We start from the raw sequence: 15,002 nt of genomic DNA on the forward strand, positions 1-15,002 counted from the left end.
TATGGAAAGTGCATCCGATCGACCCTCGATCGCGCCAGCGGGGATTGTGCTGGGCATCGGACTGGGCGGGTTTATCGATGGCATCGTCTTCCACCAGATACTGCAATTGCACAACATGATCTCGGCCAAGGTTCCCCCTGACACGATGCAGAACATGTCACAGGGAATGGTGGCAGATGGGTGGTTCCACATCGGAACCTGGCTCGCCACCGTGATAGGCGTCGCCTTGCTTTGGCGCGCGCTCAACCGAAGGCAGACCATGCTCCCCTCCGGCGCGGCCTTCATCGGCTACCTTCTTGCCGGATGGGGCTGGTTCAACCTCGTAGAGGGATTGATCGACCACCACCTGCTTGGCCTGCATCACGTGGTTGAACGTCTCGGCCTCTCCATGTTCGATTGGCTGTATCTGGCTTCAGGTGTCGTCCTTATCGTCCTCGGTCACGTCATGGGTCGCAGGGGCGCAACCTGATGCGCATCCATTATCTCAACTGCGGGACCGATTGTCCTCTGGGTGGTCGCCTCTTCGATGGCAAAAGCAAAGGGCCCTTCGCCAAACTTTCCTGCGCTGACCAGTTGATCGAGACCGATCGCGGCCTCGTCCTGATCGATACCGGATACGGAGTGCAGGATGTCCGGAAGCCGCACCCTCGCTTGAGCCGAACATTCGACACGCTGCTCAATATCCGTTTCCGAATGCAGGAGACGGCGCTGCACCAGGTCAAGGCGCTTGGATATGGGGCCGCGCCATCCGCTCGAAGACCGCTGCATCGAGCTCACTCCCCAAGGGAAATGACAGTCAGTCGGCATTGCCACTCATTGCAAATCCTCTTGATCTGTGCTGGCTTCAATCCGCGCCCACTCTTCCATCGCCTCCAATACTGGCCTGAGACTGCGCCCCCGATCGGTTAGCGCATAGTCGACGCGGGGCGGCATCTCACCATAGTCCTTGCGCTGAACAAGGCCATCTGCCTCCATCTCCTTCAGTGTCTTCGAGAGCGTCCTGTGCGTGATCGCGCCGAGCCGCCGTTGCAACTCGTTGAAGCGGAGCGGCGCATCCATCAGCCAGTAGATTATCATGGGCCGCCACTTGCCCGAGAGAAACTCCAGCGTTGCTTCCGCCGGGCAATGCCAGCCGTCCCCAGCCGCGTTAGGTGCGGCGATCACGGTATCCTTCGGGAGCGTACTTGCTGACATGTCAGCATGAACATATGTTCCCTCCAACACGAAAGCAATGCCCCGGGGCGGGGCGGAAATACGCCCCACGAAAGGTCATGCGATGAAAACGATCGACACCATCCTCCGCAACGATACCCCCCATTGGGTCGGTGACGGCTTTCCCGTTCGCTCGCTCTTCAGCTACCACGGCGATACGGCAGCGATCAGCCCGTTCCTGTTGTTCGACTATGCCGGGCCGTGGAATTTCGATCCCGTGAAGGGTTCTCCGCGCGGCGTGGGCGAGCATCCTCACAAGGGCTTCGAGACCGTTACCATCGTCTATGACGGCGAAGTCAGTCACCGCGACTCCACCGGCGGGGGCGGCACCATCGGAGCGGGCGAAGTCCAGTGGATGACTGCCGGGTCCGGCGTGCTGCACGAGGAGTTCCATTCGCCCGGCTATTCGAAGACCGGCGGCCCCTTCCGCATGGTACAACTGTGGGTCAATCTGCCCGCAAGGGACAAGCTGACCCCGGCGCGGTACCAGGCAATCACGCGCGACATGATCCCCGAGGCCACTTTCGAAAGTGGTCGCGCACGGGTCATCGCTGGCGAGTTCGAAGGGATGGAGGGGCCGGCGAGCACCTTCACACCGATCAATTTGTGGGATGTTCGGCTCGAGGCCGATGCGCAGATCACCCTCCCCCTGCCGGAGGGGCACACGACCATGATCGCGGTGCTCTCGGGTCACGTCACGATCGATGGCCAGGGCGTTCGGGAAGCCGAGATTGCCCGGCTCTCCACCGACGGCGAGGGCGCGGCGATCACGGCTGATGGCGATGCTATGCTACTGGTGATGACGGGCGAACCGATCAACGAACCGGTATTCGGTTACGGTCCCTTCGTGATGAACACAGAAGCCGAAATTCGCGAAGCGATCGCGGAATTCAACGCAGGCAAGTTCGGCGCCCTCGCGCCGGCCTGAGCCGTTCGTGCCCGGAGGGAGCGATCTCTCCGGGCACTTTTGCTCGCGACTGTCACGCTGTCGTCCTCACATCCTGTCAAAAAGCCTGCGAAAGGAAATCATGAATGATCGAACGCATAATCGACAAACGCACACATGACCTTGGTGGCGGGTTCGAGGTCGGCCGCGTGCTTCCCTTCCGCGCCCGTCGCACGGTCGGACCCTATATTTTCTTCGATCACATGGGACCGGCAGATCTCGCTCCGGGATTCCCGCGCGAAATGGACGTGCGCCCGCATCCGCATATCGGCATCTCTACGGTCACTTATCTCTACGATGGAGCCCTGACCCACCGCGACAGCCTGGGTGTGACGCAAGATATCCGGCCGGGCGAAGTCAACTGGATGGTGACCGGCAGCGGCATCACCCATTCCGAACGCTTCGATCACGCTCGCAAGCACGGGGCGCACATGCACGGTATCCAGGCCTGGGTTGCCCTGCCGGTCGAGCACGAGGAGGCCAATCCTGCATTCTACCACCACGCCGGGTCCGTCGAATTGCCGACCTGGGAAGAGAAGGGCCTGCGCGGCCGCCTGATCGCGGGCAGTGCCGAGGGAATGCGATCGGCGGTCCAGGTCCACAGCCCGCAATTCTACATGCACTTGGATATGGATGCAGGCGCAAGCCGCACGCTTCCAGCGGAGTATAGGGAACGGGCGGTCTACGTTGCGGCCGGAACCGCGGAAGTTGCGGGGCAGGTCTTGCGAACTGGTCAGATGGCTGTGCTTGAGCCTGGCAAGGACGTTTCCGTATCGACCGGGGAAGCGGCTACCATCATGGTCTTGGGTGGCGATCCTATTGGCGAGCGCTTCATGCTTTGGAACTTCGTCAGCTCGTCGAAAGACCGAATTGAACAGGCCAGGCAAGACTGGACGCAGGGGCGCATGAAGCTGCCCGATACCGACGACAAAGAATTCACGCCATTTCCCGAAGGGCGCGATTACGGCTGAAGGAGCAACGAAATAGCCGTCCCGCCAATAGCAATTATCGTTGGCCAGCCTTGCCGGGAGGTGTGCCAATTTCGTCGGGCGCTTTCACTATGTGGCCGACCGCCCTGGTGCTGGGACGATATCATCAAGCCGCATGAGACTTCTTCACGAATTCATTTCCAAGTGGAAGGTGAAGCGCTTTTCGTCCGGTACCGACCGCAAGATGATTGGGCGATCTGTGACGATGACTGAACTTCAACAAGGGTTCTTGTGCCCGTGGCCCCGAAGTTGCCACATTGGTGCCGATCTTGCGGCGATAAACACTGTGGCGACTTTTACGAACGCTGACCAATTGCTATATTATGCCGGACTCACGAAGCAAATGCCGCTGCTCGTGCCAACAGTTCGCAAAGCCATACTCCCATTTGCTCGACCTGCAGAGATTGTGGGGCTGACGCCAAGTTAGACGAGCGGACGAGCTCAGGCGGGCGCCTTTTGGGAATGTGGGCGCAGACCAAGATTGCGCAGACCAAGTTAACGGCCGAAACATTGGAGACACAACAATGACGGTACCGGTCTATTTGTCATCCTCTGACTGGTACTGCAGGGGTCGGCAGGCGTCCTATCTCCGGGCGCAAAAATCCCCTGGTGGCGTCCTCGACATGCTCGAGGTTGCGCGACCGGCCGGGGATATGTCCCGCCCGGGCCTCCCGGATATCGTCCTCTATCAGGACTTGCTCGGCGGAAGCCGCGTCAGCGGCGACCTGGGAGGGGGACACTTCGATATAAAGGGTACGCGGGGCGACTTTTGCCTCGCCGCGCCGAACTTTGCCACAACAGCAGTTATGGAAGAGAGCCATCAGCTTCGCAGCCTGGTGTTCCCGATGGCGCAGTGGGAAGGCGTGCTCGACGAAGCCGCTGACGGTCGGTTTTCGTTCGACAGTTCCTGTATCTATGGCCGGATGTTCGACTCATCGGCGATCCGATCTGCATTCCGGAACCTTTGGACTCTTTGTGAGGACGAGGGAGCGCCATCGCGCCTGCTGGCGCGGGCAGCCGGCTGCGAGATCCTTGCCGAACTGAGCCGATTGGGCGGCGCGCCGTTCCCCACGGCAAAGGGCGGCCTTGCGCCGTGGACGGAGCGGCGCTGCCTGGAACTGATGCGGGCGCGGCTGTCGGACGATATCAGTCTCGACGAACTGGCGGCCGAGGCGCAGCTCTCTCCGTTCCACTTCGCCCGTATGTTCAAGCAGAGCCTTGGCGTGCCGCCACGCGTCTACCTCACGCGACTGAGGATGGAGAAAGCTTGCGACCTCCTCGAACGAACCGAGCTTTCGATCACGGAGATCGCGCTGGAGGTCGGATACTCTTCGAACCAGGTCCTCGCCCGCGTTTTCCTCAAGCACATGCGCTTGAGCCCGTCCGATTATCGCAGAGCTGTGCGGGGCACTTCAAGTAATACCCAAGGTTCCATGCGAGCCGCCTTGGGAGAGCATCAATGACCGCGCCTGCATTTCCGTCGTTCGCTCAATGGTATAGTAAAGGCCCGCGCGCGCGCTATTTGCGCTCGCTAAAGTCCACCGGCGGGATTCTCAACATGCTGGAAACATCCCAACCGCCCGGGGACATGTCCGTCCCAGCCGTGCCTGATCTCGTCCTCTATGAGGATCTGCTGGGAGGCACCCGCTTCAATGCAAACCATGGAGGAGGGGATTTTGGCGGCGTGACCGAAAAAGGCGATGTGTATCCTGCTGCACCAGATTTCGCACTCAGGTCCAAGGTTGCTACGCCTCATCACCTTCGCTCCTTCGCGTTTCCAGTGGCGCAGTGGCAATGGGTGCTGGACGCAGCAAACGATGGCAGTTTTTCGTTCGATGACCTGAGTATTTTCCGGGGAACCCAAGCGACGCCGGCCATCCGAACAGCGCTGGGGAACCTGTGGTCTCTTAGTGCGGACGAGGGCGCGCCTTCACGTCTGTTGGCAAGAGCGGCGGGATGTGAGATTCTCGCGGAATTATGCCGCCTGGGGGGCGCGCCGTTTGCCCCAGCGAAGGGCGGCCTCGCACCTTGGACCAAGCGACGTTGCCTTGAATTGATGCGGGAGAAGCTGTCGGAAGACATCAGCCTCGACGATCTGGCCGCAGAGGCGCAACTCTCTCCGTTCCATTTCGCCCGCATGTTCAAGCAGAGCCTGGGCGTGCCGCCGCGGGTCTACCTCACGCGACTGAGGATGGAAAAAGCTTGCGACCTCCTCGAACGGACGGACCTTTCGATCACGGAGATCGCGCTGGATGTCGGGTATTCGTCGAACCAGGTCCTCGCCCGGGTTTTCCTCAAATACATGCGCTTGAGCCCGTCCCAATATCGCCGGGCCGTTCGCGATCCGCTGCGCTACATTGCGTTGCATTGACCTTCGCCAGCGATTCTACCGGCTCCGAAGGCCCCGTTTCGCGCGGTCCACGCGTTCTCCCTATTGCCGCTTGCCAAAGATCTGCGGATGACGGGGCGGGCACCTTTCCGTTCGTGCCTCGGGCTCGCCCCGTCATCCGCGCACTGATCAGCCCGAATTGCTCGGCACCGGCGTGTTGAGCAATTGCTGCTCCCAGAGATAGGCGATTGCGCTGCCGCCGAGATGGTTCCTGAGGGCGTCGTTGAGCAGCATTGCGGTCTCGGCCCGGGCCCAGTCGCGTTGCCATTCAGAAGCCAGCGCCAGCCAGGTCATCATGTTGATGCCGGCTGCAACCATGCGCTGTATCGCTACCTCGTGGGCTTCTACCGACGTGCCGCCCGATGCATCGGTGATCACGGTCACGTCCCAACCTTCGCCCGCCGCCTGGATTGCGGGCATGGCTACGCAGATTTCGGTCCACAGGCCGGCGATTACCAACTGCTTGCGGCCTGTCGCCTTGACCGCGTCCACGACCCTGGGATCCTCCCAAGTGTTGATTGTCGTCCGGTCGATTACCTCCTGTTCGGGAAACACCTCGGTTACGTGCGGGAAGATGACCCCGCCGCGAGCGGCGACCACGCTGGTCAGAATGGTGGGCACGTCGAACACCTTGGCGCACTTGGCGAGCGCGGTCGTATTGTTCACCACCATGTGGGGGTCATGGCTGTTCAGGTTCGCGAGCTGATAGGGTTGGTGGTCGATCAGAACGAGAACCGAATCTTCGGGACGAAGAAGCGAATCGAGGCCGTTGCGGTAGGTCATTGTTTCATCCTTTGCATCTTAGGGGGCTTTGTTTCTTAGGGGGAGCGGAGCTCTGGGAGCTGGACCTAGAGTGCATAGCCGAGGAGCGCGGCGCGGAAGCTGCCAAAAAAGTGCCGATCTTGCGGTGATGTAGACCTCGCCCAAGTCCGGGAGCCCCCTTGCGCAGCGTAAACTGGCACTTGCAGCTTCTCGTGAGGCTTCCGGTATGCCGACTGAATGAAATCACGCGACACGATGAATCTGGTCGATGAAACAGTGATCTGGCAGCGCTTCGAGGGCGCGCATGTCTTTGCTGCCGCCGGCAAAAATGTTCTTACTGCAGGATGGCGGTTTTGCGTGGTGGGTGACTCTCGCTGCGTTCTTTGCTCCCGGTGGCAGCATTGCGGCCTATGCCTTCGGATCGAGGATTGGCGCTATTGGCTACAATCTCTTGCACATCTACGGATTTGGCGCAGTCGTCCTCGCACTTGGAATGGCGGTCGATTCCGTAACATTAGCCATGCTGGGTGCACTCTGGCTGGACCATTCGGGTTTTGACCGCCTTTTCGGCTATGGCCTCAAATCAAGAAGTGGCTTCCGGTTCACGCATCTTGGGATAGTCCGTCCGCTGCTTGGGAAGTGAACGCGCTCTCGCGTTTGGAAGGGCGGGGGGCGGCGCCCGCTGCGCGCCAGCCAGATCCCGCGGCTTCGATGTGTTATTCGCGAAACCATTTTTCAGCGTCGGCACTGGTGGACAGCCTCGGGGGAAGTGGAAAACCCCGAGGCTGCTGATGCGGATCAGACACAATTGGGCCTCTACGTCAATCGCGAACGAAAGCCAGCAGGTCTGGATTCACCACTTTGGGATGCGTGGCGAACAGGCCGTGCGAAAGACCCGGATAGGTTTTCAGCGTGCCGTCCCGCACCAGCCTGACTGCCTTGTGAGCCGAGTTTTCGATCGGAACGATCTGGTCGTCCTCGCCGTGCAGGAACAGTACTGGAACGGAGATCGCCTCCAGATCCTCGGTGAAGTCGGTCTCGGAAAATGCCTTGATGCAGTCGTAATGGGCCTTTGCGCCGCCGGCCATTCCCTGGCGCCACCAATTGTCGATCAGCCCCTGGCTGACTTCGGCGCCCTCGCGGTTGAAGCCATAGAACGGGCCGCTCGGAATACCCTTGTAAAACTCTGCGCGGTTCCGCGAGAGCGCCTCGCGAAATTCGTCGAACACCTCCATCGGAATACCGTCCGGATTCTTGTCCGACTTGACCATCACCGGGGGGACCGCGCCGATCAGCACAGCCTTGGCGATTCGACCGGACTCGGCCCGGGCGGAATAGCGTGCAACCTCGCCACCGCCGGTTGAATGGCCGATATGAACGACATCATGCAGATCCAGCGCCTTCACAATTGCCGCAACATCCGCGGCGTAGGTGTCCATTTCGTTGCCCGTGTCGGTCTGATCAGAGCGGCCATGGCCGCGCCTGTCATGGGCGATCACGCGATACCCGTGGGACAGGAAGAACAGCATCTGGCTGTCCCAGTCGTCGGCGCTCAGCGGCCAGCCATGGTGAAACATCACTGGCTGCGCGTCCTTCGGGCCCCAGTCCTTGTAGAAGAGTTCGGTACCATCGGATGTGATGAGTATGGCCATGATAGATTTCCTTCAGTTCGAGCTTGTCCAGGCAAGTATGGCGCGGAGACTACCCTCACGGGACATGCCGAGGATCGGGTCGTGCAATTCCTTTCCTTGGGTTCCATTCCCAGCGAGCCCTCGGTGGTCTCCACGCTTTGCTGCTAGCAAGCAATGGATCACCGTGCGGCGCTAAAACTGCGGCTCCGTTGCCGATTTTGCGGGACTGGGTGGCGCGGCACAATCTTTTCACCAAATCTGCATGACTTGCCTGGTCCGCACCAAGGCATCCAGAGCGCTCCAACAGAAGCGGGCTGCTTCGAGGTTCATGAAACATGGAACTCCTGGTCGGATCTTCGCGATCTGCCGCCAGGTCGGTCGCCATACCGGGAGAAGGGCGCAATTTCGGCAATTACACAGCAGCCGCCGCACCGCATTTCTTTGGCGATTCGGTAAATTGTGGCCATTGGCGAGGTCGCTACCGCTTTGTAACTTTCGGCAGCGCCCCTCGCAGGATCAGAGGGAGTGCAGACGGAATACTCGCCCATTTCGGGTTTGATGTCCTGGCCTCTTCAGATACGATGAAAGGGAAGACAGCATGTCCGACACAATGAAGGCCGTCGTCCTGACCCGCTTCGGCGGTCCCGACGAATTCGAGATGCAGAACCTTTCCATCCCTTCGGTTGGTCCCCGGCAGGTTCGCGTTCGCGTCCACACTACTGCGATCAACCCGCTCGACCATCAGATTCGCCGGGGTGACTACGCCGATTACGTGCCGCTGCCGGCAGTGATCGGCTACGATGTCTCCGACGTCGCCGAGGCCGTCGGTACGGATGTCGCGGAGTTCGTCCCCGGCGACGAGGTTTACTACACGCCGAAGATATTTGGTGGTGACGGGTCGTACGCCGAGATCCATGCGGCAGACGTCGATCTTGTCAGCCGCAAACCCCGCAACCTGTCGCACGTCGAAGCAGCGAGCCTGACACTCGTGGGCGGGACAGTCTGGGAGGCCCTCGTAAGCCGCGCCGGTTTGCGCGTCGGCGAAACGATCCTGATCCATGGCGGAGCGGGCGGCGTAGGAATGATCGCGATCCAGATCGCAAAGGCCATCGGAGCACGGTTCATCACAACTGCGCGCACGGACAATCATGATTTCGTCCGTTCGCTCGGCGCTGACGATGTGGTCGACTACTCCCATACCGACTATGTCGACGCTGTGGGCGCGCTCACCGGCGGGCGCGGAGTCGATGTCGTGTTCGATACTATCGGCGGTGACACTCTGACGACGAGCCCGCTTGTGCTCGCGCCATTCGGGCGCATCGTCTCAATCGTCGATATTGCGGCGCTGCAAAATCTTGTTGAGGCCTGGGGACGGAACGCCTCTTGTCACTTCGTCTTCACACACCAGAACCGCGGCAAACTGGACGAGCTGACGAACCTCGTCGAACGCCGCGGCCTGATGCATGATTCCGCGACGGCGCCTCGTGACCAATTTCAAATGGAGAACGCGATATGACGAACAACTGGCCCCGTCTGGACTACCTCAGTTGGCGTGAAACCTGTTCTGCGCTTCATCTTTACCTGCAGATAGCAGGCAAATACCGGCTGGCGCACAGCCCGTGGCTCAATCATTCATGGAACGCGACGTTCTACGTCACGCCCACCGGCCTGGCGTCTTCGCCAATTCCAGACGGCCCGGGCATCGAAATCGTGTTCGATCTTCTCGAACACGAGGTCACGGGAACCTGCGGCGAGGGCGGAAAGGCGTCTTTCCCGCTCGAGCCAATGACGGTTGCAACATTCCACGCCCGTTTCATCGAGCTGGTTACGGAGCTCGGCGGCACGCCCATCTTCAACGGACAGCCGAACGAAGTGCCCGACCCGGTGCCCTTCAAGGAAGATCATCGCGACCGGCCGTACGATCGCGACGCGGTTCGACGCTACCATCAGGCACTCGTGTCGGTCGACAAGGTCTTTAATCGGTTCCGGACTTCGTTCCTCGGCAAGTCCAGTCCCGTTCATCTCTTCTGGGGCGCCTTGGACCTAGCCGTCACCCGCTTTTCGGGGCGGCGCGCGCCGCTCCACCCCGGCGGCATTCCTGCTTTGCCGGACGACGTGGCCCAGGAAGCCTATGACCGCGAGGTCTCATCGGCAGGCTTTTGGCCGGGCGGCGGCGGCATCGATTATCCCGCCTTCTACGCCTATGCCTATCCGGCGCCGAACGGCTACGGAGCTGCGTCTGTGCAGCCCGATGCCGCGTTCTGGCATGCGCAACTGTCTGAATTCATTCTGCCCTACGATGCCGTCCAGACGGCGCAGGATGGCGATGCTACACTGCTGGCCTTTCTCAATTCGACCTATGAAGCCGCAGCAGATCTCGGCCGCTGGGACCGCGACACGCTGGAATGTGTAATGGGGCGGCCAGCTATCGTGCGACCAGCGGATTCCTTATCGGCAAAGCACAAGGCACCACTACCCGACGAGCCTGTTCAACGAGAGGATGGAGCCTCGAAAGGGCGCTACCATATGATTGTCGACGGCGTCGAAGCCGAGATGACCTACAGCCGTGCCAGCAAAACGCTCGTTATCATCGATCATACCGATGTACCCGATGCGTTGCGCGGGCGCAGGGTCGGCGAAAGAATGGTCCGACAGGCCGTCAATGATGCACGCAGCGAAGGGTTCGCGATCATTCCGCTCTGCCCCTTTGCAAAGGCGCAGATCGATCGGAACCCTGAGCTACAGGATGTTCTCCACCGAGCCGGTATGACGGGGAAAGCTGCGTCGACTCCTTGATTGAGGAACTCAGCGAGGCCGTACTGCACAACTCTACTAAGCAAAAAGGGACTTCCCATGCGCACCAGCCAGGCCATTTTCCCCGCCAATCGGCACGCACTGTACGAAAAGCACGGCTATTCCGCCGCCATCCGCTCCGGCAGTCTTCTTTTCGTTTCCGGACAGGTCGGCAGCTGCGATGATGGCACGCCGGAGCCTGAGTTTGAAGTGCAGGTCGAGCGAGCGTTCACCAACCTGATATCGGTCCTTGCCGCTGCAGGGTGCGAACTCACCGATATTGTCGATGTAACCACTTTTCACACCGATCCTGAACATCAGTTTGATACGATCATGGATGTAAAGCGCCGCTATTTCCGCAATCCGCCCTATCCGAACTGGACAGCTGTCGGCGTGAACTGGCTGGCTGGTTTCGACTTCGAGATCAAGGTCATCGCCCGGATTCCGCAAGCCCCTGATCATCTCGATTTTTGAAAGGTGCTTCGCAAGTTGCCGGAGCTCCAATGCATGCTGCGCCTTCGTTATTCGCAAGGTGAGGGTGATGAAAGGCGTTACGATCTTCTTGAACATAAATGAAGAGCTGACTCCGAAACGGCGCGGCGTTAAAGCTGCTCACACAGGTTTTGTGCCGCGCGGTCTATACCCGCAAGCCGGCCGAGGACGGGCTCGAGCAAGAGTTCAACAGCCTCGATGCACACGGTACGATTCCTGTACTGCCTAAGCCCTGGGCCAGCGCCGCTTTCAATCACTGTAGTGCATTGCGCGATCGAGTTCGCTGAGGAATGACAGACCATTTTCGACATGCGCCCGCATTTCGCGCTCGGCTGCGGCGCCGTCGTGTAAGCGGATCGCGGCGAGGATTCTGCGGTGGTCGCGTGCCGCTTCCCGTAGGCGCTCGCCGCGATAAAAAGTGCCGAATAGCAGGTGGTGGACGGGGGTATTCAGCCGCTTGACCAGTTCCTCGATCACATCATTGCCCGCACCCCGCATGATGAGCTGGTGCCATTCGGAATTCAGCCGACCGAACTCTTCCGGCCGTTCGCTTTCCACGCATTCTTCCATGCCGCGCGCGATTTCCTCGAGTCGCGCGCGCTCCTCTTCTGTAGCGCATTCAGCGAAATCGGCGGCGCACAGGCCTTCCAGCGCGGCACGGGCGCGGTATAGCTGGCGCACTTCGTTCATCGAGGCACCCCGAACGCGGGCACCTCGGTACTCCTCGATTTCGAGCAGCCCTTCCGCAGCGAGGCGCTGATAGGCTTCGCGGACCTTGAACCGGCTGCCCCCGGTCTGGCGGATGATATCGACTTCGACGAGCCGCTGCCCAGGTACCAGCCGGTTCGCGCGGATCTGCGAACGAATCCAGTCAGCGATCTCGGCGCCTGTGGGCCCTTTACGCGCAAGTTCTGCAACAGCGTCTTCCATAACCCCAACCTAAAACACGCAACAATATTGTCAACAATCTCGTTGTCGAAGTTTCGATTGCATGGCGCGCGCTTCTGGCGAAAACGGCAGGCGTTGGGCAACGCCCCCGCAGAGGGGTTTGTAATGGGAGAGAGTGATGTTGGTGAATTCGGAACTGAAGCGCGGTGCCGCTTTGCAGCGGGCGACATCGGTTTTCGCAATTGCCGCAGCCAGCCTCCTGGGCAGCACGGCTGTGCTGGCGCAGGACGCGGTGCCGGCTCCTGCTGACGATGAGACGGCCGAGCGCATCGTCGTGACAGGCAGTCGTGTCAGTACAGGTGGCGCACCGGTCGGCGCGACAGCAACAGTGCTGGGCCGCGACGAGATCACCGCCTCGGGCAATGTTACGATTGACCGGATCATCCGCGAACTGCCCCAGGTCTTCGATCTGGGTGTCTCCGAAAATTCCCGCGGCCAGGCGGGCGGTTCGGGCAACATCACTTACGGCAACAGCGTGAACCTGCGCGGCATCGGGCCTTACTCCACGCTGGTGCTGATCGATGGCCACCGGGTGGTCAACAACAGCCGCTCGACCGATCCTTCGGTCCTGCCCACCCTCGGTGTCGAGCGCGTCGAAGTCGTCGCCAACGGAGCCTCCGCCATTTACGGTTCGGACGCAGTGGCGGGGGTGGTGAACATCATCCCGCGCCGCAATCTCGATGGCGTAGAAGCCTTCGCCCGCTACGGCAGTGCCGAGGACGGGGCCTTTGACGAGTGGTCCGCCGGGGCAGCCGCCGGAATCCAGTTCGATCGTGGCCAGTTCATGATCGCCTACGAGCATGTCGAACGCTCCAACCTGAGCGGCGACGATCGCGATTTCTTCGTTTCCGACCAGACGCCGTTCGGCGGCAACGATTATCGGGTGAACCGTTGCTCGCCCGGCACGCTGCTGCTTGGCACGGTCACCTACGCCTTGCCCGCGCAGTATACGCAGGCGAATGCCGGAGCGATTCAGGCGGGTACGGCCAACCGTTGTGACGCGCTGATCGGCCAGGACCTGATTCCGGAGCAAAGCTACGATTCGGTCAACAGCACCGGCACCTTCGAGATCACCGACTGGCTCGAGGTGTTCTACGACGGCTTCTATTCCAAGCGGAATTTCCGCCGCATCAATTCACAGCCTTCGGCGCGGCTGACCGTCCCCGAAACCAATGCCTTCTTCGTCCGTCCGCCGGGTTTCACCGGTACGAGCTACCAGATCGACTACAGCTTCGCGGGCGATGTTCCATTCACCCAGTCCGGCGGCTCTGCGGAAAGCTGGCAGATTTCGCCGGGGCTGCGGGTGCAACTGCCGTTCGACTGGGAGATCGAGGGACTGTTCGCTTACGGAGAAACCAGCGATTTTTCGGGCAGCTATGATGGCACCAACAATGCCGCGCTCAATGCCGCACTGGCCAGCAGCAATCCCGCCACCGCCTTTGATCCTTATGGCGGCGGGCGCACCCAGCAATCGGTGCTGGACGGCATTTTCAACCAGATTTTCCTCGCACCCACCGATGGCGAACTGACCTTCTACGAAGTGGGCGCGAGTGGGCCGCTGTTCGATCTGCCGGGTGGCGAGGTTCGCCTTGCAGTGGGCTATGAGCGGCAGGACTTCGAAGTCGCGCTCGGCTCTGCGCGCGGTGCGCCAACCAATCCGATTGTCACCCGCGTGTTCGGGCGTCAGGTGGATTCGTTCTACGCGGAAATGCTGGTCCCGATCTTCGGCGGCGGCAATGCCCGGCCGGGGTTTGAAGAGCTTGAGCTGGTCGCGGCCATCCGCCACGACAGCTACAGCGATGCGGGCGATACCACCAATCCCCAGTTCGGCATCAACTGGATGCCGTTCGACCGGCTGACCCTGCGCGGCAGCTACGGCACATCGTTCCGCGCGCCAACGCTTCCGGAAATCTACGGCAACAGCAACAACCTGTTCGTGCAGAATTACCAGAATCCGGCCGGCGGCGCACCGCTGGTGGGCGTGGCGCTGTCCGGGCCGAACCTTGAACTTGGCCCCGAGACTGCGACCACCTGGTCCTTCGGCGCGGATTTCGAGCCGATCGACGATCTGCTGCTGTCGTTGACCTATTTCGACGTGGCCTATGACAATCAGGTAAGCGCCAATCTCTCCAACCTCACCATCCTCGGACAGGAGGACCAGTTCGATGGCACCAGTGTAATCCTGCGCGGGCAGGCGGCGCGGGATCGCATTACCGAACTGATCGGGCAGGGCGTCGGAGTTCTCGGCGCGTTTCCGGGCGGCAGCCTCAGCAATATCGACGTGTTCGTCGATGGTCGTTCGCGCAACTTGGGCAAATCGGTCACCCGTGGTATCGATTTCAGCATCGCATACACAATGGATCTCGGTCCTGACGACCTGCTGCGACTGAGCGCTTCCGGAACCTATCTTACCGATTACGAAGTGGCAGTGGCCCCGGCGGCGGATTTGCGTGATCAGCTGAACATCATCTTCCAGCCATTGCGCTTCAAGTCGCGGTTCGTGGCGAACTGGGATCATGGTCCGCTGACCGCACGGCTGATGGCCACCCATGTCGGCGGCTACACCAACAACCTCGTCACGCCTGAACAGGAAGTCGACAGTTACACTCCGGTGGACCTGTCGATCACCTGGCGGGTGGCCGACAGCCTCGATATGCCGCTGATGGAAAGCCTCGAACTGACCGCCGAAGTGCGCAATATGTTCGATGTCGATCCGCCGTACGTCAATCTGGCACCAAGCGGCAACGGCAGCGGGGGATACGATGCTACGGCGGCCAATCCTGTCGGGCGCATGTTTGCCATCGGCGCGAGGGTTCGCTTCTAATCCTCCAGTCCTCGCA

15 protein-coding genes are annotated in these 15,002 nt (G+C 60.6%); 10 read left to right on the plus strand and 5 right to left on the minus strand.

Annotated features, from left to right (window positions below):
• The first annotated feature begins 1 nt into the window (after window position 1).
• Window positions 2-469 carry a DUF2243 domain-containing protein gene (locus JY451_11160; GenBank protein QZH74249.1) on the plus strand — a complete coding sequence of 156 codons (468 nt, stop codon included), beginning with the start codon at window positions 2-4 and terminating at the stop codon, window positions 467-469.
• On the opposite strand, the gene JY451_11165 is transcribed toward JY451_11160, so the two are convergent.
• Both JY451_11165 and JY451_11170 read right to left on the minus strand, forming a co-directional pair.
• The gene (locus JY451_11165) at window positions 439-777 is read right to left on the minus strand and encodes a hypothetical protein (protein QZH74250.1); all 339 of its coding nucleotides are present in this window, start codon (window positions 775-777) and stop codon (window positions 439-441) included. The genes JY451_11160 and JY451_11165 overlap by 31 nt on opposite strands.
• 36 nt (window positions 778-813) lie before the next feature.
• On the minus strand, window positions 814-1,194 hold the full coding sequence (locus tag JY451_11170) for a helix-turn-helix transcriptional regulator (GenBank protein QZH74251.1): 381 nt from the start codon (window positions 1,192-1,194) through the stop codon (window positions 814-816).
• Window positions 1,195-1,276: 82 nt separating this feature from the next.
• Here JY451_11170 and JY451_11175 point away from each other — a divergent pair, with 82 nt between their 5' ends.
• The 4 genes from JY451_11175 to JY451_11190 all read left to right on the plus strand — a co-directional run bounded on the left by JY451_11175 (window position 1,277) and on the right by JY451_11190 (window position 5,518).
• The gene (locus JY451_11175) at window positions 1,277-2,140 is read left to right on the plus strand and encodes a pirin family protein (GenBank protein ID QZH74252.1); all 864 of its coding nucleotides are present in this window, start codon (window positions 1,277-1,279) and stop codon (window positions 2,138-2,140) included.
• A 104-nt stretch (window positions 2,141-2,244) separates the two neighbouring features.
• Entirely contained in the window at window positions 2,245-3,129 is an 885-nt protein-coding gene (locus JY451_11180) for a pirin family protein (protein ID QZH74253.1), read from the plus strand.
• 542 nt (window positions 3,130-3,671) lie between these two features.
• A complete protein-coding gene (locus JY451_11185) occupies window positions 3,672-4,610 on the plus strand; it encodes a helix-turn-helix transcriptional regulator (protein QZH74254.1) in 939 nt (312 codons plus the stop codon).
• The gene (locus tag JY451_11190; GenBank protein ID QZH74255.1) at window positions 4,607-5,518 is read left to right on the plus strand and encodes a helix-turn-helix transcriptional regulator; all 912 of its coding nucleotides are present in this window, start codon (window positions 4,607-4,609) and stop codon (window positions 5,516-5,518) included. Before JY451_11185 ends, JY451_11190 begins: the two co-directional genes overlap by 4 nt.
• Window positions 5,519-5,665: 147 nt before the next feature.
• On the opposite strand, the gene JY451_11195 is transcribed toward JY451_11190, so the two are convergent.
• Window positions 5,666-6,319, minus strand: a complete 654-nt coding sequence (locus JY451_11195; GenBank protein QZH74256.1) for a hydrolase — start codon at window positions 6,317-6,319, stop codon at window positions 5,666-5,668.
• 283 nt (window positions 6,320-6,602) lie between these two features.
• Between JY451_11195 and JY451_11200 the strand changes: the two genes are divergently transcribed.
• Entirely contained in the window at window positions 6,603-6,941 is a 339-nt protein-coding gene (locus tag JY451_11200) for a DUF4260 family protein (GenBank protein QZH74257.1), read from the plus strand.
• A gap of 178 nt (window positions 6,942-7,119) precedes the next feature.
• On the opposite strand, the gene JY451_11205 is transcribed toward JY451_11200, so the two are convergent.
• A complete protein-coding gene (locus tag JY451_11205; GenBank protein QZH74258.1) occupies window positions 7,120-7,950 on the minus strand; it encodes an alpha/beta hydrolase in 831 nt (276 codons plus the stop codon).
• Between the two features lie 577 nt (window positions 7,951-8,527).
• Here JY451_11205 and JY451_11210 point away from each other — a divergent pair.
• The 3 genes from JY451_11210 (at window position 8,528) to JY451_11220 (ending at window position 11,196) form a co-directional block, all read left to right on the plus strand.
• Window positions 8,528-9,445, plus strand: a complete 918-nt coding sequence (locus JY451_11210; GenBank protein QZH74259.1) for a zinc-binding dehydrogenase — start codon at window positions 8,528-8,530, stop codon at window positions 9,443-9,445.
• Window positions 9,446-10,341: 896 nt separating this feature from the next.
• Entirely contained in the window at window positions 10,342-10,725 is a 384-nt protein-coding gene (locus tag JY451_11215) for an N-acetyltransferase (protein QZH76690.1), read from the plus strand.
• A gap of 57 nt (window positions 10,726-10,782) precedes the next feature.
• Window positions 10,783-11,196 (plus strand): RidA family protein, encoded by a 414-nt coding sequence (locus JY451_11220; protein ID QZH74260.1) that lies wholly within the window; start codon window positions 10,783-10,785, stop codon window positions 11,194-11,196.
• A gap of 267 nt (window positions 11,197-11,463) precedes the next feature.
• On the opposite strand, the gene JY451_11225 is transcribed toward JY451_11220, so the two are convergent.
• Window positions 11,464-12,144, minus strand: coding sequence for a GntR family transcriptional regulator (locus JY451_11225; GenBank protein ID QZH74261.1), 681 nt, complete (start codon window positions 12,142-12,144; stop codon window positions 11,464-11,466).
• 136 nt (window positions 12,145-12,280) lie between these two features.
• Between JY451_11225 and JY451_11230 the strand changes: the two genes are divergently transcribed.
• On the plus strand, window positions 12,281-14,986 hold the full coding sequence (locus JY451_11230; protein QZH74262.1) for a TonB-dependent receptor: 2,706 nt from the start codon (window positions 12,281-12,283) through the stop codon (window positions 14,984-14,986).
• Window positions 14,987-15,002 lie beyond the last annotated feature (16 nt).

The organism is Erythrobacter sp., assembly GCA_019739335.1.
Lineage (GTDB): Bacteria > Pseudomonadota > Alphaproteobacteria > Sphingomonadales > Sphingomonadaceae > Alteraurantiacibacter.